This is a genomic window from Mesorhizobium sp. M1027 (assembly GCF_040318745.1).
In the GTDB taxonomy this organism is placed as follows: Bacteria; Pseudomonadota; Alphaproteobacteria; order Rhizobiales; family Rhizobiaceae; genus Mesorhizobium.
In genome coordinates, this window is sequence record NZ_JAMYMW010000017.1 from 1 (window position 1) to 19,540 (window position 19,540).

A 19,540-nucleotide genomic window follows, 5' to 3' on the forward strand; every position below is an offset into this window, starting at 1 on the left:
GGATAGGTGCGCCCGCAGCCCGGCCGCCCGGGCCGAAACCGCCGCCGAAACCCCAAACAAGGGGGCGGAGCTCACAAAGACGAGCCAGGCTGACACCTTTGGGCACATCCAGTCCATCGGCGCGCGAGGCCTTCGATGTGAAAGCGTATTGCGTCGCGAATTTCGGTTTTTCCACCTCGAGCACCGATCGCAATGCAGCCGGGTAGGTCCGGCAGCTAAGCGGAAAAATTGTTTCCGGCTTTTCGATGACTGCCACGTAACGCATTGCGCGACCTCTTCGGTTGGAAATGTCATTATGGCCAGCGGCCGATCATCTACACCGACGTAGTTGAACAGCAGCTCCTCCTGAGATCTTTCCTGCTCTAATGAGCACATCGTCACGGATATTGAGGACGGCTTCGAGTCAACGCTGAGCGCGGGGCGCGGTTCGGTGGGCGAGAGCGTCTACTCCCTCATGCCAGCCTCTTCACCACCAAATCCTCGCTGCGGTCCACTGAGAGCACAGTCTGACCCATCCTCAGGTGTAGCTCGATAGCCGACACGCTTCCCCATAGGGTCCCCGACGTGGCTTGTGACCCACACGTCTCGATCACGCAAAACAGGAGCGCATCATGTCGCAGGCAGAAACAAAAACCCGCACGACTGGTCAGCAGGAGACAAACATGAGCTTGGACAACATTTCACACCCCTCGATCCAGCACTGCGCCGACAGCCTGAACGCCAAGCACAGCAACGGTAGACCGGAGCCCGAATTGGTTCCGTCGCGCTACGCGCTGCAGGTCGGCGACATCGACGTGCTGGTGGTCAGCGATGGAGTGCTGCCGATACCAGCGCCGGTTATGGCATACAACGTCGACCCGGCCCTCCGGGCGGCCTGGCTGGACGACATGTTCCTGCCGCCGGACGTGCTCGAGTGGCCGCTGAACGTGGTCGTCGTACGCAGCGGCGACCGGACCATACTCGTGGACGCCGGGCTGGGGATGGACCCGGACTTGCACTTGCCGAGGGCCGGGCGGTTGGTCTCGCGACTGGAGGCCGCCGGCATCGATCTCGCATCCGTCACCGACGTGGTGCTGACCCATATGCACATGGACCACATTGGCGGGCTGCTCATCGACGGGGTGAAGGACCGGCTGCGTCCGGATCTGCGGATTCACGTGGCGGCCGCCGAGCTCAAGTTCTGGGAGTCGCCCGATTTCTCCCGCGTCTCCATGCCAACGGGGTTCCCGGATGCGCTGCGGCGGGCGGCCAAGCGGTTCGTGAACGACTACCACAGCCAGTTGCGGCCGTTTGAGACGGAGCATGAGGTGGCGCCGGGGGTGGTCGTCACGCTCACCGGCGGCCACACCCCCGGGCACAGCGTGGTCCGCCTAGCGTCCGGCGGCGATCGGCTGACCTTCGCCGGCGACGCCGTGTTCCAGGTCGGGTTCGACCAACCCGACTGGCACAACGGCTTCGAACACGACCCCGAGGAGGCGGCCCGCGTCCGGATCAATCTTTTGCGGGAGCTGGCGGCGACCCGCGAGCCGCTGGTGGCCACTCACCTGCCGTTCCCGTCTATCTGCCATGTGGCGGTGGACGGCGATGTCTTTCGTTGCGTGCCGGCTGTCTGGGACTACTGACCCGCGTATTGGGTTAGGGCCGAGCACAGCGTTTGAACGACCGCACGAGCAACGTCGCGAGCTTGGCCGTTAAAGGTGGGTTGCCGTCAACCCACCTCCAAGCGATGAACTTGCCTATCAGCTATCTCAGCTACATCCGCTCGTAGCCCCGCAAGTATCACACTTCTCGCAAGTCCCGTTCCGCACCATCGTGAAGTTATGGCATTCCGAGCATTCGTTGCCGGTGTAGCCCTGCATCAATGATTGCTGGCGCCGGTTGGCGGCGAGCGCTTTGGCTTCGGCTGCTTCTTTCGCGGCCTCATCGGTGAACAGCTCCGTCGGGTCGGAGGCTTCCGCGTAGACGATGTCCTCGACCAGTTCCCTGGCGCGCTCCTCGTAGTCGCGCTTGTAGGCAATGGCCTCGTCACTGGCCGGCTTCAGCGTCAGCACGTTGGAGCCGGAGAAGGCGGTCGGGGCGGTACGGGCCGGAGTTCCGGAGCCCGAACCAGCAAAGCCCTTGGGCTCGGCACTCATGCCCGACACCAGCTTGACCGGCGAGGCACCGCGGGTGAGACCCTTGGAGAAGGGCGTCGCCTTGCCTTCGTTGATGCCGCGTCCGAGTGCGGTCTTGTCGAAATCCGACTGGTCGACATGGGCGAGGTCGTGGCGGCCGAGGTAGGAGACGGCAAGTTCGCGGAACACATAGTCGAGGATCGACGTGGCGTTCTTGATGGCGTCGTTACCCTGCACCATGCCAGCCGGCTCGAATTTGGTGAAGGTGAAGGCTTCGACGAATTCCTCGAGCGGCACGCCATATTGCAAGCCGAGCGAGATCGCGATGGCGAAGTTGTTCATCATCGCCCGGAAGGCGGCACCTTCCTTGTGCATGTCGATGAAGATCTCACCGAGGCGGCCGTCATCGAATTCGCCGGTCCTGAGATAGACCTTGTGGCCGCCGACGACCGCCTTCTGGGTATAGCCCTTGCGGCGGTTCGGCAGTTTCTCGCGGTCGCGGTAGAGACGCTCGACGACGCGCTCGACGATCTTCTCTGTCACCTGCACGGCGCGCTGCGCGGCCGGTGCCGCGATCAGCTGCTCGACCGCTTCGTCCTCGTCGTCCTCGACGTCGGCAAGCAGCGAGGCGTTGAGCGGCTGCGACAGCTTCGAGCCGTCGCGATAGAGCGCGTTGGCCTTCAGCGCCAGCTTCCATGACAGCATGTAGGCGCCCTTGGCGTCCTCCACCGTCGCGTCGTTCGGCATGTTGATGGTCTTGGAAATGGCACCGGAAATGAAGGGCTGTGCCGCCGCCATCATCATGATGTGGCTGTTGATCGACAGCGAGCGCTTGCCGATCTTGCCGCACGGGCTGGCGCAGTCGAACACCGGCAGGTGTTCGGCCTTCAGGAACGGCGCGCCTTCCAGCGTCATCGCTCCGCAGACATGGATGTTGGCGGCCTCGATGTCCTTCTTCGAGAAACCCAGCGCCGGCAGCATCTCGAACGAGAAATCATTGAGCTGCTCGTCGGTGAAGCCGAACGTCTCCTTCACCCAGTCGGCGCCCAGCGTCCACTGGTTGAAGACGAACTTGATGTCGAAGGCCGACTTCAGCGCGGCATTGAGTGCGGCGATCTTTTCGTCGGTAAAGCCTTTTGCCTTGAGCGAGCCGGGGTTGATGCCGGGCGCCTGGTTGAGATTGCCGTGGCCGACGGCATAGGCCTCGATCTCGGCGATCTGGCTCTCGGAATAGCCAAGCGTGCGCAACGCTTCCGGCACGGCGCGGTTGATGATCTTGAAATAGCCGCCGCCGGCCAGCTTCTTGAATTTCACCAGCGCGAAGTCGGGCTCGATGCCGGTGGTGTCGCAATCCATCACCAGGCCGATCGTGCCGGTCGGTGCGATCACCGTTGCCTGTGCGTTGCGGTAGCCATGCTCCTCGCCAAGCTCGATGGCGCGGTCCCAGGCAGCCTTGGCATGGTCGGCAAGCTCCTGCTGTCTGAGATCCGAGGCGACCAGCGGCACCGGGTTGACGGCAAGCTTCTCGTAGCCGTCCCTTTCGCCGTAGGCCGCGCGGCGGTGGTTGCGCATGACACGCAGCATGTTCTGCGCATTGCGGTCGTAGTCGGGGAAGGCGCCGAGCTCGGCGGCCATTTCAGCCGAAGTGGCATAGGCGGTGCCGGTCATGATCGCGGTGAGGGCGGCGCAAATGGCGCGGCCCTCGTCGGAATCGTAAGGAATGCCCGAGGTCATCAGCAGGCCGCCGATATTGGCGTAGCCGAGGCCGAGCGTACGGTACTCGTAGGAAAGCTTGGCGATCTCCTTCGACGGGAACTGCGCCATCATGACGGAGATTTCAAGCACCATGGTCCACAGCCGCACCGTGTGCTCGTAGGCAGCGATGTCGATGGTGCCGTCGGCGTTGCGATAGGGCAGTAGGTTGATCGAGGCCAGATTGCAGGCGGTGTCGTCGAGGAACATGTATTCCGAGCACGGGTTGGACGCCCGGATCGCACCGGCCGAGGCGCAGGTGTGCCAGTCGTTCATCGTCGTGTTGAAATGCAGGCCCGGATCGGCCGATGCCCAGGCGGCATAGCCGATCTTTTCCCAGAGATCGCGCGCCTTCAGCGTCTTCAGCACCTTGCCGTCCTTGCGGGCGGTGAGATGCCAGTCGCCGTCCTGCTCGACGGCGCGCAGGAAATCGTCCTTCAGCGACACCGAATTGTTGGAGTTCTGGCCCGAAACGGTGAGATAGGCGTCCGAATCCCAGTCGGTGTCGTAGGTCTTGAACGACATCGAGGTGTAGCCCTGCTTGGCGAACTGGATGACGCGGTAGATGTAGTTCTCCGGCACCGCGTCCTTCTTGGCCGCCTTGATCTCGCGCTTCAGCGCGGTGTTGACCGCCGGGTCGAAGCAATCGTCGCCATTGCCTTCGCAGTTGATGCAGGCCTTCATGATCGCTTCGAGATGCTTCTTGACGATCTTCGAGCCGGTGACCAGCGAGGCGACCTTCTGCTCCTCATTGACCTTCCAGTCGATGAATTCCTCGATATCGGGGTGGTCGGCGTCGACGATGACCATTTTCGCGGCGCGGCGCGTCGTGCCGCCCGATTTGATGGCACCCGCCGCGCGGTCGCCGATCTTGAGGAAGCTCATCAGCCCCGACGAGCGGCCGCCGCCCGACAGCTTTTCGCCTTCGCCGCGCAGGAACGAGAAGTTCGAGCCGGTGCCGGAGCCATATTTGAACAGGCGCGCCTCACGCACCCACAAATCCATGATGCCGCCCTCGTTGACGAGGTCGTCCTGCACGCCCTGAATGAAGCAGGCATGCGGTTGCGGATGCTCGTAGGAAGACTTCGACTTGGTCAGCTTGCCGGTGAATGGGTCGACATAGAAATGGCCCTGGCTCGGACCGTCGATGCCATAGGCCCAGTGCAGGCCGGTGTTGAACCATTGCGGCGAATTCGGCGCGACGCGCTGGGTGGCCAGCATATAGGCGAGCTCGTCGCGGAAGGCGCGCGCGTCTTCCTCCGACTTGAAGTAGCCGCCCTTCCAGCCCCAATAGGTCCAGGTGCCGGCAAGCCGGTCGAAGACCTGGCGGGCGTCGGTCTCGGAACCGTAGCGCTCGGCTTCCGGCAGCTTGGCCAGTTCAGCCTCGTCGGCGACGGAGCGCCACAGGAAGGAGGGAACTTGCGTCTCTTCGACCTTCTTCAGCCGTGCGGGCACGCCGGCTTTGCGGAAATATTTCTGCGCCAGGATATCGGCGGCAACCTGGGAGAACTGCGCCGGCACGTCGATGTTGTCCAAGCGGAACACCACCGAGCCATCCGGATTCTTGATCTCGGAAAGCGCCTTGCGGAATTCGATCTCCGCGTAGGCTGATTGCCCTGGCTTGGTGAAACGACGCTCGATGCGCATTGGTCCGGTCCCTTTTGTCTACATATAGCGCTTTTCCCAGAGGATTTCTGCCCTCTTGACGAAACACGCATGGCCGCCGTCTGCCGGCGTTCGAAAACCCCGGCTCTCATCGTCACAGTCTCCGCCGCCCTGCCGGTCGGACCTCTTGCGAGGCCGCTGTCCGACGCGCTCACGGACCCTGTGGGTCCCTCAAAACTGAAAACTTTTGTAACACCCTCGGTCGAGGGAAATTCACATTATCTAGCGTCGAACCTATCTGCAAACACTAAATATAGTGTTAACAGACAATTTATTCAAGCCCGACAATCCTCCCCTTTCGCCCCCCAAGGCTTCAAAATCCCACGCCTTCGCCGGCCTCGTAAACAGGCGAGAATGCGGATCAAAACGCACATATTCCGGGAAAAAGACCGGCCTCGAAACTTTTCCGGTCGCGCTCTCAACAGGAGCGCATGGCCTATAAAAGGCGACTCGTTTTGCGCCGTCAAGGATTCGTTTGCGTAGCTTTTATGACCCCAACATCTTGTGTGTCACACATGTGGATAACGGGGATAGAAGCGGAGCGCGGCGAGGAAGGTTCGGCGCCGCGCGGAGGTGCTTCGGCGATGGCGTTCGCGGCACCTGACCGCGGCTATGCGCCGCCCGGGCTCAGGAGAACCGGCGTGGATCGGCGCAGAAATGGGCGATGATCTGGCGAAGGTCCGGTTCATGCACCATGCCCACAGCCTCGGCGGCGCTGACCCACTTGCGGGTGCGTGCCCGCTTTTCCTTCCACCGGTCGGCGACCTTGTCGACCTGCAGCGGGAACACCAGAACCTCGCACGGCACTTCCTCGCCGGAATCCAGCACCTTGGCGTAGAAATAGCGGCCGGCCTCGTGATGCGAGATCGTGCCGCGCAGCCCGGCCTCCTCGCCGGCTTCGCGCGCCGCCGCTTCGCAAAGCGGCTCCTTCGCTTCCGGCCAGCCTTTGGGAAGCACCCAGCGGCCGGTATCGCGGCTGGTGATCAGCATGATTTCGACGCCGTCCCCGCTATCGCGCCAGGGCAACGCTGCAACCTGCAGGCGCGACGGCACCGCGCCGAAGAGTCGCTGGACCCTTTCGGCCAGATGGTTGTGCGTCGTTGGCCTCGTCAACATCGGAGAAGCTTGCCCCAGCTTCCAGAATCATTTGCCGTCTCATGAATCTTACGGCTAATTATAAGCAATAAAAGTAAAAAATGTTTCATGGACCAGCGAGATTCTGCCGATTTGCGCCGGTCTCGCCCAAATGGGGCGGCCGCGCGAGCATCAAGTCGGCATTTCTCGGCTGCGGATGATGCCTTGGGCTGGCTGGTTGCAATGAGCGGCGGTGCCGCGAATCAGCCGGCGTGGTCGTCGGCGATCGGCTTCTGGTAGGTAAAGCCCATGTCCCAGGGAAAATAGATCCAGGTGTCCTGGCTGACCTCGGTAACGAAAGTGTCGACCATCGGCCTGCCTTTTGGCTTGGCGTAGACGGTGGCGAAATGCGCCTTGGGCATCATCGCGCGCACGATGCCGGCCGTCTTGCCGGTGTCGGTGAGGTCGTCGATGATCAGCACGCCAGCCCCGTCATCGGCGAGCAGCGCCGGCGTGACCTCCTTCAGCACCTGCAACTGCCCCTGGCTGGTGTAGTCGTGGTAGGAGGCAACACAGACCGTCTCGATGATGCGGATGCCAAGCTCGCGCGAAATAATGGCGGCCGGAACCAGGCCGCCGCGCGTGATGCAGACGATCGCCTTCCATTGCCCCTTGTTGGCGCCGGCAAGCCGCCAGGCGAGCGCGCGCGCATCGCGGTGGAACTGGTCCCAGGAGACCGGGAAGGCTTTTTCGGGCAGGGACATCTTCGCGCACTCCGCAAAGCGCGCATCGCGCGCAGACACTATGGAATGCGCGCGGAATTAACTGGAAAGGCTTGGCCTTGGCAAGGGGAGTGGAAAGCTATGCCTGTGAAGCTACCGCGACAGGAAAGCCGCCACCGGTGCGGTGCGCAGCACCGTCCGCGTCACCCCGCCGAACAGCAGCTGGCGCAGCCAGGAATGGCTGTAGGCGCCGAGCACGAGCAGATCCGCACCCGTTTCGGCGACCCTGGTCTGGATGATGTCGTCGACCGAGGCGCCGCCGGACCTCAGCACCGAGACGCTGACGGTCGCGCCGTGCCTGGACAGCGAGGCGGCGATTTCCGCGCCGGCCGTTTCCGGCGCCTCGTCGAGCGTATCCGGCGGGTCGATGACGACGATGTCCGTCTTCTCGGCCTCGATGATGAAGGGCAGGGCATCGAAGGCCGCGCGCGCGGCTTCCTTGCTGCCGTTCCAGGCGAGCAGCACATGCTTGAAGCTGGTCACCAGCGGACCCGAATGCGGCACCACCAGCACCGGCCGGCCGGCGTCGTAGACCAGCGTGTCGACGTCGGCGCTCGGGTCGCTGCCCGATTCGCGTTGGGCGGCGATGATCAGATCTGCGGTGCGAACGGTCGAGATGCCGGTCAGCGCGCTGTCGCCGGAAAAACTCTCGAGGCTGCGCCATTCGAACGACAGGCCGGAATTCTCGACGCGATTGTGAAAGGCGGCCTGCAACTTCTCGGCGCGCTCCCGGTTCATGTCGGCCGAAACCTGCAGGAACTCGGTGTCCGGAAAGCCGGTGGCCGAGGTGTAGGGCACGGGCAGCGCCTCGGCATGGATGCCGATCAGATGGCTCTGGAACCGGCTGGCCAGCGGGATCGCGCAGTCGAGCACGCGCTCGGCGTCCTGTTCGTTCTGCAGTATGGCGACGATGGTCTTGAATCGCATGGCAGTCCCTCACTCCTTACGGCGATCCCATCGTGACAAACGTCACCGCGCGATGCTTGGTTCCGTCACGCCGATCAGCCCGCCTTGTTTGCCTTGATCAAACCCGCCACCATAGCCTCTACGTCGGCGCGTGCGGAGTCCAGCGCCTGCTGGCTGCGGGCGCGCACCACCAGTTCCGTCCAGAATTTGCCGTCGCCATATTTCGGATAGGAGCCGATGATCGTGTCCGGATGCGCCTTCTGGATGTCGCCCAGCGGCCCCCCGATCAGGCCTTCGCCGAACGGACATTCCACGGTGGCCGACAGCATTTTGGTGCCGGCCCGCAACGTCGGCACGACATTGTCGAGCATCGCCTGGAAAATCGCCGGCACGCCGGCCATGACATGGACGTTGCCGATGCGAAAGCCCGGCGCAACCGACACTGGGTTGTCGATGTGGTCTGCCCCGCGCGGCATCCGCGCCATGCGCTTGCGCGCTTCCGTGTATTCGATGCCGCGGGCGGCATAGCTTGCCTGCAGCAGGGCGTAGGCCCTGGCGTCGTATTCGCATGGCACACCAAAGGCCTTGGCAACCGAATCGGCGGTGATGTCGTCATGCGTCGGGCCGATGCCGCCGGTCGTGAAGACATAGGTGTAGCGGGTGCGCAGCGCATTCACCGCAGCGACGATCTCGTCTTCCTCGTCCGGAACGATGCGCACTTCCTTCAGATCGATGCCGATCGCCGTCATGATATCGGCGAGGTGGCCGATGTTCTTGTCCTTGGTGCGGCCGGACAGAATCTCGTCGCCGATGACGAGCATGGCGGCGGTGACGATTTCGGTCATGGCAGGCTCCGGCAAACGGGTCGCCTGAGATAGCGCGGTGGACGGCCGGCGGCAATGCCGCCAAACGACGGATCCACCTGTGCCACCTCCCTTGTAGTGGACCCTTCGGCGGGTGATGCTGCGTGCCGGTTGGAGCCTTGAGCAAGACATGCCGGTACCGATTCTTCTATGGCTGCCCGGCGCGCTGGTTCTGCTGGCGCTCGTCGTGGCAGCCTATCCTCTGCTGGCGACACGGCGGATCGCGGCGAAAGCCGAAAGGCTGGTGCCGGCCAGCGGGAAATTCATCGAGATCGACGGCGACCGCATTCATTATGTCGAGACGGGCGAGGGGCGGCCGATCGTCTTCCTGCACGGCCTCGGCGCGCAGCTTCATCATTTCCGCCACACGCTGTTCGGAATTTTCGGCCCGAACTATCGGCTGATCGCGCTCGACCGTCCGGGTTCCGGTTATTCGGTGCGGGCCAGGGGCGCCAGCGGGCGGTTGCCCGAGCAGGCCGAAATCGTGCGGCGCTTCATCGAAATGCTGGGACTGGAAAAGCCGCTGATCGTCGGCCATTCGCTGGGCGGCGCCATCGCACTGACGCTGGCTGTCGAGCATCCCGAGGCGATTTCCGGTGTCGCCTTGCTGGCGCCGCTGACCCATAGGGAGCCGGACGCGCGCGAGAAGTTCGGCCCGCTATACATCAACTCGCCGCTGCGGCGCCGGATCATGGCTCATACGGTGGCGATCCCGGCGGCTCTCAAATATGCAGAACGCACGCTGGCCTTCATCTTCGCGCCACAGACGGCGCCGGCCGACTATATGGTCGAGGGCGGCGGCTGGTGCGGGCTGAGGCCAAGCCATTTCTACGCGACATCGACCGATGTCGTGGCCATCGCGCATGACCTTGGCCGCATCGAGAAACGCTATGGTGAGATCACCATGCCGGCCGGCATTCTGTTTGGTGCTTCCGACCGCGTGCTGGGCATCGATATCCACGGCTGGCCGGTGATGGAAAAGATCAGCGGGCTCGATTTCGAGCCGGTCGAGGGGCTTGGCCACATGCCGCAATTCGTCGAGCCGGAACGGGTCGTCGCTTTCATCGAACGCATTGCCGACCGCGCATTTGCGCCGAAGTCCGACACCGGCAGCTGACACCCTCCCGGACGCGGTATCGGCCGGCAGGGTGCCGAGCATCCCGGCCGCCGGGAATACCTCCGAACCTAATCAGGATATCGGCTATTCCTTCACGGCTCCGGTCATCGAGGAAACATAGTGCTCGACAAAGAACGAATAGAGCACCACCACCGGCAGCGAGCCGATCAGCGCTCCCGCCATCAGCGCCCCCCATTCATAGACGTCCGAGCGCACCAGCTCTGTGAGCACGCCGACCGGCACAGTCTTGTTTTCGGACGACTGGATGAAGGTCAAGGCGTAGATGAACTCGTTCCATGACAGCGTGAATGCGAAGATGCCGGCGGAAATCAGGCCCGGCACCGACAGCGGCAGCACGATCTTGGTGAGGATCTGCCAGCGGCTCGCCCCGTCGATCAGCGCGCATTCCTCCAGCTCGAACGGGATCGAGCGGAAATAACCCATCAACAGCCATGTGCAGAACGGGATCAGGAAGGTCGGATAGGTGAGGATGAGAGCGAAGGGCGTGTCGTAAAGCCCAAGGTTGAACACCATCACCGACAGCGGAATGAACAGGATCGAAGGCGGCACGAGATAGGCGAGGAACACCGCGAGGCCGACCTGACGCGCCCCGGAGAACCTCAAGCGCTCGATCGCATAGGCAGCGAACACCGCAGCCAGCAGCGACAGGAAGGTGGCGGCGGTCGAGATGATGATCGTGTTGAGCAGCCAGCCCGGATAGGACGTCTCGAAGAGCAGGTAGCGGATATGCTCGAGCGTCGGATGCACCACCCAGAACGGGTTGAAATTGGCGTAATCGGTCATCTCGAGATTGGGCTTAACCGCCGTGATCGTCATCCAGTAGAACGGAAACAACAGCACGATGACGAATATCAGCAACGGCAGATAGACCGTCACCACGCGGCGCGGCACGCTCTGCAGGTAGCCCATGCCGCCTTCGTCGAGTTCCGGGCGTTTGCTCGTTTCGATCGCGGTCATGTCAATCTCCGCCGCCCTGCTGCCATTTGCGCCGTTGCAGGCCAAAGTAGCTGAACAGGATCGCCGCCAGCAGGAACGGGATCATGGCGACTGCGATCGCGGCGCCTTCGCCAAGCTGGCCTCCGGAAATGCCGCGCTGGAACGACAGCGTCGCCATCAGGTGGGTGGCATTCACCGGCCCGCCGCGCGTCAGCACATAGATCAGCTGGAAGTCGGTGAATGTGAACAGCACCGAAAACGTCATGGTGATGGCGATGATCGGCGTCAGCAGCGGCAGCATCACATAGCGGAACAATTGCCAGCGGCTGGCGCCGTCGAGCGTGGCGGCCTCGTAGAGCGACTGCGGAATCGTCTGCAGGCCGGCAAGCAGCGTGATCGCCACGAAAGGAATGCCGCGCCAGACGTTGGCGGCGATGACCGAAGCCCGCGCATTCTCGGGATCGCCGAGGAAATTGATGCGATGGTCGATCAGGCCCATTTCCATAAGCGCCCAGGACAGGATCGAGAACTGCGAATCGTAGATCCACCAGAAGGCGATGGCCGACAGCACCGTCGGCACCACCCAGGGGAGCAGGACGATCGCGCGGAAGAACGATTTGAACGGCAGGTTCTGGTTGAGGATAAGCGCCAGCCAGAGGCCGAGCACGAACTTCAGGATCGAGGCGCTGATCGTATAAAGCAAGGTGTTGAAAACGGAGAGCCAGAAGACGGCGTCGTCCCACAGATATTCGTAATTCTCGATGCCGATGAAGATGCCGGGGCGGCCGATGCGGGCATCGGTGAAGCCGAGCCAGACGCCGAGCCCGAGCGGATAGGTCAGGAAGACCAGCAGCAGTGCCGCCGCCGGCAGCATGAAGCCGAAGCCAAGCGCGTTTCGGCTATCGGCCAAGGTCGCCAGGATGCGAGACAAGATCGAGGGACGCGGCTGAACGGCGGCGGAGGTCACGGCCATGGGTCGGCTCCTCTAAGGTTTCGTAAACGGCCGGGCGGCCATGCGCGATTCGAAGCCGGGCAGCATGGCTGCCCGGCCGAGCCGGCTCAAACGCGATAGTAGCGGTTGGCGCGCTTTTCGGCCTCCTCCATCGCCTCTTGCGGCGTCGCCTGGCCGGTCACCGCCTTGGCGAACATGTCGACCAGCACATAGTCGGCCATGGTCGCCGCCGAGGCATAACCGAGCGGGCCGGCATAGCCGTTGGGCCGCAGCGTCGCCGAGGCCTTGGCGTAAGCGGCATTGTTCGGATCGGCCGTCCAAACCGGGTTGTTGTCAAAGGCTTTGAGCGTCTGGCAGCAATAGCCTGCCGACGACGTGATCCACTGCGACATTTGCGGATCCTCGAACATGAACTGCAGGTAGGCCTTGGCCGCGTTGGGGTAGGGCGTGTAGTCGAAGATCACGGCCGTGGTCACCTGGAACAGCTCGACGGATTTCCCGACCGGGCCGATCGGCAGGTTGGTGGTGCGGATGTCCTTGGCTATTTCAGCCAGCTTCGGATCCTTGTCCTTGTTGATCTTGGCCGTGTTGTAGGCGGAAATGCCGTTGGCGATGACGCTCAATTCGCCGGCCAGGAAGGCGCGGTTGTTGTTGACGTCGAGCCAGCTTTCAGTGCCGGGAATGAAGGTCTTGTAGAGTTGCTGCGCGTATTCGATCGCCTTCAGCGTCTCCGGGCTGTTGATCGTCACCTTGCTGTTCTCGTCGACCATCTGGCCGCCATGGCTCCACAGCAGCCAGTGGGCGTAGTTGTTGCCGTCGCCGACGCCGTGGCCGTGCGTGAAGCCGGCCGGGTGCCCCTTCGCCTGCAATGCCTTGCAAAGCTCGAGCAGGCCTGCCGTGTCCTTTGGAAATTCTGAGAAGCCGGCCTCCTTCACCCAGCTTTCGCGATAGACGATGGCATTGCCGATGGTCGCCAGCGGCAGGCCGAGGAACTTGCCTTGCCGTGTCGCATATTGGTGCGGTCCATCGTGCCAGCCGCCATATTTCGAGCCGAGATATTCGCCTAGTTCCGTCACATCGTGCAGCTTGTCGGGATATTGGTGCGGGTCGTCGAACCAGACGAACATCAGGTCCGGGCCGGAGCCGACATTGGCGGCGACCGCCGCCTTGGGGCGAATGTCCTCCCAGCTTTCCTTGTCGACGCGGACCTCGACGCCGGTCGCTTCGGTGAAGCGCTTGGTATTGGCCAGCCATTGATCCTCGTCGCCCTGCACGAAAGGCGACCAGCGCAGCAGCCTGAGCTTGGCGCCGTCCTCGGGCTTGTATTTCAACCCCTCCTGAGCAAAGGCGGGAGAGCCGATGAACCGGCTTCCCAAGGCTCCCGCCGCCGCGCCGGCGGTGGTGCGGATCACGTCACGTCTGGTGAGTTTCATGTTCGCTTCCTCCTGCTTATTGTCCTTGCCGTCCTACTGCTCGATGGGTGTTTCGAACCGCTGTCCGGTTTTGCCGTGAAAGAGATGGATGAGGCCAGGCTCGGCCGTAAGCCGGATGGTTTCGCCCGGCGTGAAGGAATGCCGTTCCCGGAAATTGGCGACGATCTCCTCGCCGCCGGCGGTTCGGCCGATGAGCTGCACTTCGGACCCTGTCGGCTCGACCACCGCGACGGTGACCGGAATGCCCTGATGGTCGGACAGCCGCAAATGCTCGGGCCGTATCCCCAGCACGACCGGCTCACCATTGCCGATGGAAAGTGCTGAGGCCAACGGGACCGAAATCCCTCCGGCGCCGCGAAACGACGGCGAGCCGTCGCTTACGATCTCGCCCCTGAGCATGTTCATGGCGGGCGACCCGATGAAGCTGGCGACAAAGAGGTTGTTCGGCCGGTCATAGAGCTCGAGTGGCGGCCCGATCTGCTCGACGATGCCGTCATGCATGACGACGATCTTGTCGGCCATGGTCATCGCCTCGATCTGGTCGTGGGTGACGTAGACCGTCGTCGTCTTCAGGCGCTGGTGCAGTTCCTTGATCTCGGCGCGCATCTGCACCCGGAGCTTGGCATCGAGATTGGACAGCGGCTCGTCGAACAGGAAAACCTGCGGGTCGCGCACGATCGCCCGGCCCATGGCGACGCGTTGGCGCTGGCCGCCGGAAAGCTGGCGGGGATAACGGTCGAGCAATGGCACCAGTCCCAGGATCTCGGCCGCACGCCGCACGCCGGCATCGCTCTCCGTCTTGGGAACGCCCTTGAGCATCAGTGAGAACGCCATGTTCTCGGCAACCGTCATATGCGGGTAGAGCGCATAGTTCTGGAAGACCATGGCGACGTCGCGCTCCTTTGGCGCAACGTTGTTGACCACACGTTTGCCGATCGCGATCTGGCCGCGCGAGATCTTTTCCAGGCCGGCGATCATTCTGAGAAGGGTCGACTTTCCGCAACCCGAAGGTCCGACCAGCGTGACGAACTCGCCGTCGTTTATATCGACGCTGACCCCGTGCAGGACCTCGACGGTCCCAAATGATTTGTAGACATCGCCGATTGCGACAGACGCCATCGATCTCCTCCCGATTGATTCCTGCAACGACTTCGAAGGAAACCGCTTTCTGCCTGGCCCGCGGCGACGCCCAGGCTCCTCCCCGGTCACGCGCGATGTAAGACGGTAGCGCTACCAAACCGACCTGTAAAGCACGCCGGCATCACTGGGATATCGACACGCCCTAATCCGAAACCTCGGTCTGCGGCCGGTCGCGGCCGTCGGCGAGCTCGTCGTGCCAGTTGCCGTCGGCGTCCTCGTACTGGATGCCGTCGGTGTTGCCGGCGACCTGCTGTTCGGCCGAAGCGATCTCGGCGGCGCGCAAGGCATCCTGATGGGTGGGGAACGTTTCGGAGAATGTCGAGCCGACCTTGTAGGCCCAGCCTCCGTCATGCTCAACGATCTTGTAGGTCAGTTTCGCCATGAAACCCTCCGGTTGAAAGCCCGTTGCCTCAATGCAGCCTGTCGTCGGCCAGCCTGTCGTCTGGCAGCCTGTCGTCTGCGACCAGCACGTCCGATTCCCTGGCGGCTTCGATCAGTGCCCGGCGCGCATCCGCCGTCGAACGATAACCTTCCAGCACTTTTAGGCAAGTGTCGAGGGCATCACGATGACGGGGCCCGCGATTGAGTGGCCAGACCGTCATCAGGCACTCCGCCGCCTCCTGGGCGCTGCGGATGTGGCGATACTTGCCGACATGGCCGAGTTCGACCACGACCGGCTTTTCAAATGGCTTGCTGTCCATCATCGCCGCCAACGCGGAGCGGCCGATTTGGTTGCAACTGCTATTTTAGCTCAGGCGAAAATAGCTCAATAGCCGCAGCCATTGCGCAGCCAGCGCGCATTCGCCCAGCCGGTGCGGCCGCCGAAATCGACCTGGTACCAGTTTCCGCGCCGGTCGAAGATCTCGGTTTGGTCGCCGTTGAACAATTGCCCGATCATGCGTGACGACGAGTTCGGTCGGGCCCGAACGGCGAGAAAGCCACTTCCGGTTGCCAGATTGTAGTGCTTGGAAAGACCGTGAACCGTACCTTCGCAATATTGCGCCCCGGCCGGCGTCGATGCGGCGAACGACAGCCCGGCCACGACCGCGGCGGCAGCCGCAATGGAAATCCCCCTGAACGACATATCTCTGCTCCCCCAACCCGCCGCGCCCAGCCGCGGCCCCGGCCACTCTACACCGGCAGAGGATCAGTGCGAAGCTGTGCTGGCCCGCCCAGCGAGACGAACCCGCCGTCAGTTCGCCGCCTTCATCCAGTGCTGCATCGTCGTCACCGAGCGGGCAAGCTGCGGCGCCGGGTGGATTTTTTCGCCGAAGGTGGCCGCGGCGCGCCAGCCCCAGCGCGGATCGGCAAGAAAGGCGCGCGCCAGCGCCACCATGTCGGCGCGGCCGTCAGCGACGATCGCCTCGGCCTGTTTCGGATCGTCGATCAGGCCGACGGCCCGCGTCGGGATGCCGACGGCCTTACGCACCGCTTCGGCCAGATGCACCTGGTAGCCGGGCCCAGAGGGCAGCTTCTGCAACGGCGAATTGCCGCCACTCGAGCAGCAGAGATAGGCGACGCCGGCTTCCTTCAGCGCTTTTGTCACTTCGATCGCATCCTCGACGTCGAAGCCGCCATCGACCCATTCCTTGATCGACAGACGCGCGCCCAGCATCAGCCTGGGCACCGCCTTCTTTACCGCCTTGGCGATCTCGACGGCGAAACGCATGCGGTTTTCCAGCGAGCCGCCCCAGCGGTCGGTACGCCGGTTGGAAAGCGGCGACAGAAACTGGAAGATCAGATAGCCATGCGCGGCATGCAGCTCGATGAAGTCGAAGCCGGCGCGCTCGGCCCGCCGCGCCGCGTCGGCGAAGCGTTCGATGATTTGCAGGATCTCGTCGTCCTCCAGCGCCCGCGGCACCTGCCAGCCGGTGTCGTAGGCGATAGCCGAGGCCGATACGATCGGCCACGGGTCCTGATCGGCGTGCAGCGGGCCGCCGCCCTCCCAGGGTTTTCGGTTGGAGGCCTTGCGTCCGGCATGGGCAAGTTGCGTACCGAATTTCGTGCCCGGCGCGGCGACGCGCTTGGCTGCATCCAGCGTGCGTCGCGCCGCCGCCTCGTTGTCCTCGGAATAGAGGCCGAGACAGCCATGCGAGATGCGGCCGCGCCGTTCGACATCGGTCATCTCGACGGTGACCATGCCGGCGCCCGACATCGCCAGGTTCATCCAGTGATAGAGATGCCAATCGCTGGCCGAGCCGTCCTCGGCCGAATACTGGCACATCGGCGCGACCGCGATGCGGTTGGGGAAGGTGAGGCCATCGAGGGTGATCGGCTGGAAAAGCGATGAGGTCATAAAAAACTCCGGAAAGGGTTGCCGCTATTTAGGCAGCCGACTGTGCCAGCGCCAGACACGAGACGGTGAAACGGCCGCTGGACCAATTGGTGGACCGATTGCACGAACGGCCGTTCGCGGCTACGCCTTGCCGCGGCAGCAGAGAGTCCACCATGGAAGATCGCATTCGCATCCGCTCTGAGGAAATCCTTTCCGACGAATGGGCGGTTTTGAAAAAGACCGTCTTCGATTATCGCCGGCGCGACGGCAAATGGGAAACGCACACCCGCCAGACCTACGATCGCGGCGACGGTGCGGTGATCCTGCCTTTCGATCCCGAGCGTTCGACGGTGCTTCTGGTGCGGCAGTTCCGCTACCCGGCCTACGTCACCGGCCACAAGGAGCCGCTGATCGAGGCCTGCGCCGGCCTGCTCGACGAAGACGATCCCGAAACCTGCATCCGCAAGGAGGCCGAGGAGGAACTCGGCTACCGCCTGAAGGACGTGCAGCGGCTGTTTTCGCCCTATATGAGCCCCGGCAGCGTGACCGAGCGGCTCTGGTTCTTCGTCGCCCGCTATTCGCCCGCCGACCGCATTTCCGACGGCGGCGGCGCGCATGACGAAGGCGAGGACATCGAGGTTTTGGAAATGCCGCTCGACGAGGCGCTGGCCTCCATCCACGACGGTCGGATCATCGACGCCAAGACGATTATTTTAATCCAGTATTTGAAGCTGAACCCGATCGGGAGGTGAACGGCTTTAATTCCTTGCCGCAACGGGCTGAGATGCAACTGAGGGGAACAGATCCATGATTATCAAAAACTTGCCGAAGTGGTTGGGCGCGACTTCGACGGCTGTCCTTCTCTTGGCATCGATTGCCCCCTCACACGCTGAATCCTACTCCAACCTGCAGGGCAAAGGATACAAGACCGGCAAGCTGTCGCGAGGTGCGTCAGGCTCACTGGGCTGGTTCGTTTCCAACGGCGAGAAAAAATATTTCTGCAGAATGCGAGCAGCGCAAGCTTATGTCGGTAGTACAGGGATGGTCGCTTTTACCGCCGCCGGACGGCAAATCTCGTTGGACAGGAACGTCCACGAAAAATACGCTGGATTTGATGCATCCATTCCGCAACTGTCAGACCTGAAGGCTGGCAAGCTCAATAAGCGAGCGGTCGGCAATTGCAGTCCCGCGAAATGACCCGCTCTCGATCTGTCCTTTCAAATCCAAATCTGGTGCGGACGACGGGAATCGAACCCGTACGATCAGAGATCGAGGGATTTTAAGTCCCTTGCGTCTACCAATTCCGCCACGTCCGCAGGCCAGCCCTTTTCAGCCGCCAGCCAAAGGCCGTCAAGCCGTCTTCTGCCGTCGACAAATCTGGCACTGGAAGCTAGCGAGGGCCAATCACCCACGGAGATACAAACAAAATCGTTTCACCTGGAGATGTTTTTTAGCGACAGCTTCCGAGGCTACCGCGAATGCGTGTCCCCCGTTCGCAGGATGCGTTCGGGCGCTCTGGCCTGATAGACTCCAATCGGCAAGTGGATCGGCGCGCCGATACTCGACGCCGTCGTCTACAGACACTGGGAGATTGTCATGCTCAAGCTTGCCTCTGCCCTGGCACTGCTGCTTGTTGGGACGGCGCCTCTGTCTGCTGACGAGATGCCGATGAACGCCAAAGACATCAAATGGGGTCCTGCTCCTGCTGTCATTCCGGCTGGGGCGGAAATGGCTGTTGTCGCTGGAGATCCCTCAAAGGACGGCGCCTTTGTGCTGCGGTTGAAGGCACCCGCCGGCTACAAAATTGCCGCACATAATCATCCCACCACGGAATACATGACGGTGCTTTCCGGCAACTTCCATTTTGGAATGGGCGATAAGCTCGACGAGGCGAAAGGCGTCGAACTGACTGCTGGCGGCTTCGGCGTCGCACCGGCCGGAATGAATCACTTCGCCTGGACGACAAGCGATACGATCGTAGAGGTTCATGGCGAGGGCCCATTCAAGATCACCTACGTCAACCCGGCAGACGACCCGAGCAAGAAGTGACAGTTCGGGATCGAATTGATTGAACCGACCGAAGGCTAGAACGATGGAGTGCGTCACACTCCGCGACCGTCGATTCGGTGAGATCCGCTAACGGGCGAAAGCTGATTGGCCGCAACGGAATCGTATTCCGCTTGGGCCATTTTTGCCATGAACTGCGCTAAAACAAAAAACCCGCCTTAGCAGGCGGGTCGTTGGAGCCATTTGGCACCATAGCCAAATTAGTAGCATAGCTGCCGGCACAAAGCAAGAACAAAGTTGCTGCGGCCGACACAAAATGCCCTTGGCGATTGGCGAAAGCCGTGGCGCATCGATCTCCCTCCTTGAGGGGAAGATGGCCGGTAGGCCAGAGGGGGTCGTCGCGCGTGGATCGGCGACCCCCTCTGTCGCCTCCGGCGACATCTCCCCCTCAAGGGGGGAGATCTGCAACTTCGCCGTCCGCGCTGACTTCCTCGCTGGTCAAA

At 62.6% G+C, this 19,540-nt stretch carries 19 protein-coding genes and 1 tRNA gene; 5 read left to right on the plus strand and 15 right to left on the minus strand.

Annotated features, from left to right (window positions below):
- Positions 1-265: hypothetical protein (locus tag NKH50_RS26660; protein ID WP_352753463.1), on the minus strand; the 265-nt coding region annotated here is incomplete at its 3' end.
- A gap of 346 nt (positions 266-611) precedes the next feature.
- Here NKH50_RS26660 and NKH50_RS26665 point away from each other — a divergent pair.
- Complete coding sequence (locus NKH50_RS26665; protein WP_254817680.1) at positions 612-1,622, plus strand: MBL fold metallo-hydrolase; 1,011 nt, start codon at positions 612-614, stop codon at positions 1,620-1,622.
- Between the two features lie 126 nt (positions 1,623-1,748).
- Here the strand turns inward: NKH50_RS26665 and NKH50_RS26670 are convergent, their stop codons facing one another.
- The 5 genes from NKH50_RS26670 to NKH50_RS26690 form a co-directional block, all read right to left on the minus strand.
- Entirely contained in the window at positions 1,749-5,513 is a 3,765-nt protein-coding gene (locus tag NKH50_RS26670) for a vitamin B12-dependent ribonucleotide reductase (protein ID WP_352882072.1), read from the minus strand.
- Between the two features lie 645 nt (positions 5,514-6,158).
- On the minus strand, positions 6,159-6,647 hold the full coding sequence (locus NKH50_RS26675; protein WP_254817682.1) for an NUDIX hydrolase: 489 nt from the start codon (positions 6,645-6,647) through the stop codon (positions 6,159-6,161).
- Positions 6,648-6,868: 221 nt separating this feature from the next.
- Positions 6,869-7,369 (minus strand): xanthine phosphoribosyltransferase, encoded by a 501-nt coding sequence (gene gpt, locus NKH50_RS26680; RefSeq protein ID WP_023674762.1) that lies wholly within the window; start codon positions 7,367-7,369, stop codon positions 6,869-6,871.
- Between the two features lie 111 nt (positions 7,370-7,480).
- On the minus strand, positions 7,481-8,314 hold the full coding sequence (locus NKH50_RS26685) for a universal stress protein (RefSeq protein WP_352477397.1): 834 nt from the start codon (positions 8,312-8,314) through the stop codon (positions 7,481-7,483).
- Between the two features lie 74 nt (positions 8,315-8,388).
- Positions 8,389-9,138, minus strand: a complete 750-nt coding sequence (locus NKH50_RS26690) for a competence/damage-inducible protein A (protein ID WP_352882075.1) — start codon at positions 9,136-9,138, stop codon at positions 8,389-8,391.
- A 148-nt stretch (positions 9,139-9,286) separates the two neighbouring features.
- Here NKH50_RS26690 and NKH50_RS26695 point away from each other — a divergent pair, with 148 nt between their 5' ends.
- A complete protein-coding gene (locus NKH50_RS26695) occupies positions 9,287-10,273 on the plus strand; it encodes an alpha/beta fold hydrolase (protein WP_352882077.1) in 987 nt (328 codons plus the stop codon).
- Positions 10,274-10,357: 84 nt separating this feature from the next.
- On the opposite strand, the gene NKH50_RS26700 is transcribed toward NKH50_RS26695, so the two are convergent.
- From NKH50_RS26700 to NKH50_RS26735, 8 genes are all read right to left on the minus strand, one after another.
- A complete protein-coding gene (locus tag NKH50_RS26700) occupies positions 10,358-11,251 on the minus strand; it encodes a carbohydrate ABC transporter permease (protein ID WP_023717433.1) in 894 nt (297 codons plus the stop codon).
- Between the two features lies 1 nt (position 11,252).
- On the minus strand, positions 11,253-12,203 hold the full coding sequence (locus NKH50_RS26705) for a carbohydrate ABC transporter permease (protein WP_352882079.1): 951 nt from the start codon (positions 12,201-12,203) through the stop codon (positions 11,253-11,255).
- A gap of 86 nt (positions 12,204-12,289) precedes the next feature.
- Complete coding sequence (locus NKH50_RS26710; RefSeq protein ID WP_352882081.1) at positions 12,290-13,615, minus strand: ABC transporter substrate-binding protein; 1,326 nt, start codon at positions 13,613-13,615, stop codon at positions 12,290-12,292.
- Positions 13,616-13,648: 33 nt separating this feature from the next.
- Positions 13,649-14,734, minus strand: coding sequence for an ABC transporter ATP-binding protein (locus tag NKH50_RS26715; RefSeq protein ID WP_352804823.1), 1,086 nt, complete (start codon positions 14,732-14,734; stop codon positions 13,649-13,651).
- A gap of 163 nt (positions 14,735-14,897) precedes the next feature.
- Positions 14,898-15,137: a DUF2188 domain-containing protein gene (locus NKH50_RS26720; protein WP_254817690.1), complete on the minus strand. Its 240-nt coding sequence runs from the start codon at positions 15,135-15,137 to the stop codon at positions 14,898-14,900.
- Between the two features lie 28 nt (positions 15,138-15,165).
- Positions 15,166-15,459 (minus strand): DUF982 domain-containing protein, encoded by a 294-nt coding sequence (locus NKH50_RS26725; RefSeq protein WP_352467305.1) that lies wholly within the window; start codon positions 15,457-15,459, stop codon positions 15,166-15,168.
- 62 nt (positions 15,460-15,521) lie between these two features.
- Positions 15,522-15,839 (minus strand): SH3 domain-containing protein, encoded by a 318-nt coding sequence (locus tag NKH50_RS26730; protein WP_352509431.1) that lies wholly within the window; start codon positions 15,837-15,839, stop codon positions 15,522-15,524.
- A 108-nt stretch (positions 15,840-15,947) separates the two neighbouring features.
- Positions 15,948-17,051, minus strand: coding sequence for an NADH:flavin oxidoreductase/NADH oxidase (locus NKH50_RS26735; protein WP_352777964.1), 1,104 nt, complete (start codon positions 17,049-17,051; stop codon positions 15,948-15,950).
- Between the two features lie 152 nt (positions 17,052-17,203).
- Here NKH50_RS26735 and NKH50_RS26740 point away from each other — a divergent pair, with 152 nt between their 5' ends.
- Both NKH50_RS26740 and NKH50_RS26745 read left to right on the plus strand, forming a co-directional pair.
- Positions 17,204-17,782, plus strand: a complete 579-nt coding sequence (locus tag NKH50_RS26740; protein ID WP_352882085.1) for an NUDIX domain-containing protein — start codon at positions 17,204-17,206, stop codon at positions 17,780-17,782.
- A gap of 55 nt (positions 17,783-17,837) precedes the next feature.
- Complete coding sequence (locus NKH50_RS26745) at positions 17,838-18,227, plus strand: hypothetical protein (RefSeq protein ID WP_352882087.1); 390 nt, start codon at positions 17,838-17,840, stop codon at positions 18,225-18,227.
- Positions 18,228-18,260: 33 nt separating this feature from the next.
- Here NKH50_RS26745 and NKH50_RS26750 read toward each other — a convergent pair.
- A tRNA-Leu gene (locus NKH50_RS26750) sits at positions 18,261-18,346 on the minus strand.
- Between the two features lie 280 nt (positions 18,347-18,626).
- On the opposite strand from NKH50_RS26750, the gene NKH50_RS26755 reads away from it, so the two are divergent.
- Positions 18,627-19,079, plus strand: a complete 453-nt coding sequence (locus NKH50_RS26755; RefSeq protein ID WP_254817696.1) for a cupin domain-containing protein — start codon at positions 18,627-18,629, stop codon at positions 19,077-19,079.
- Positions 19,080-19,540: the final 461 nt, after the last annotated feature.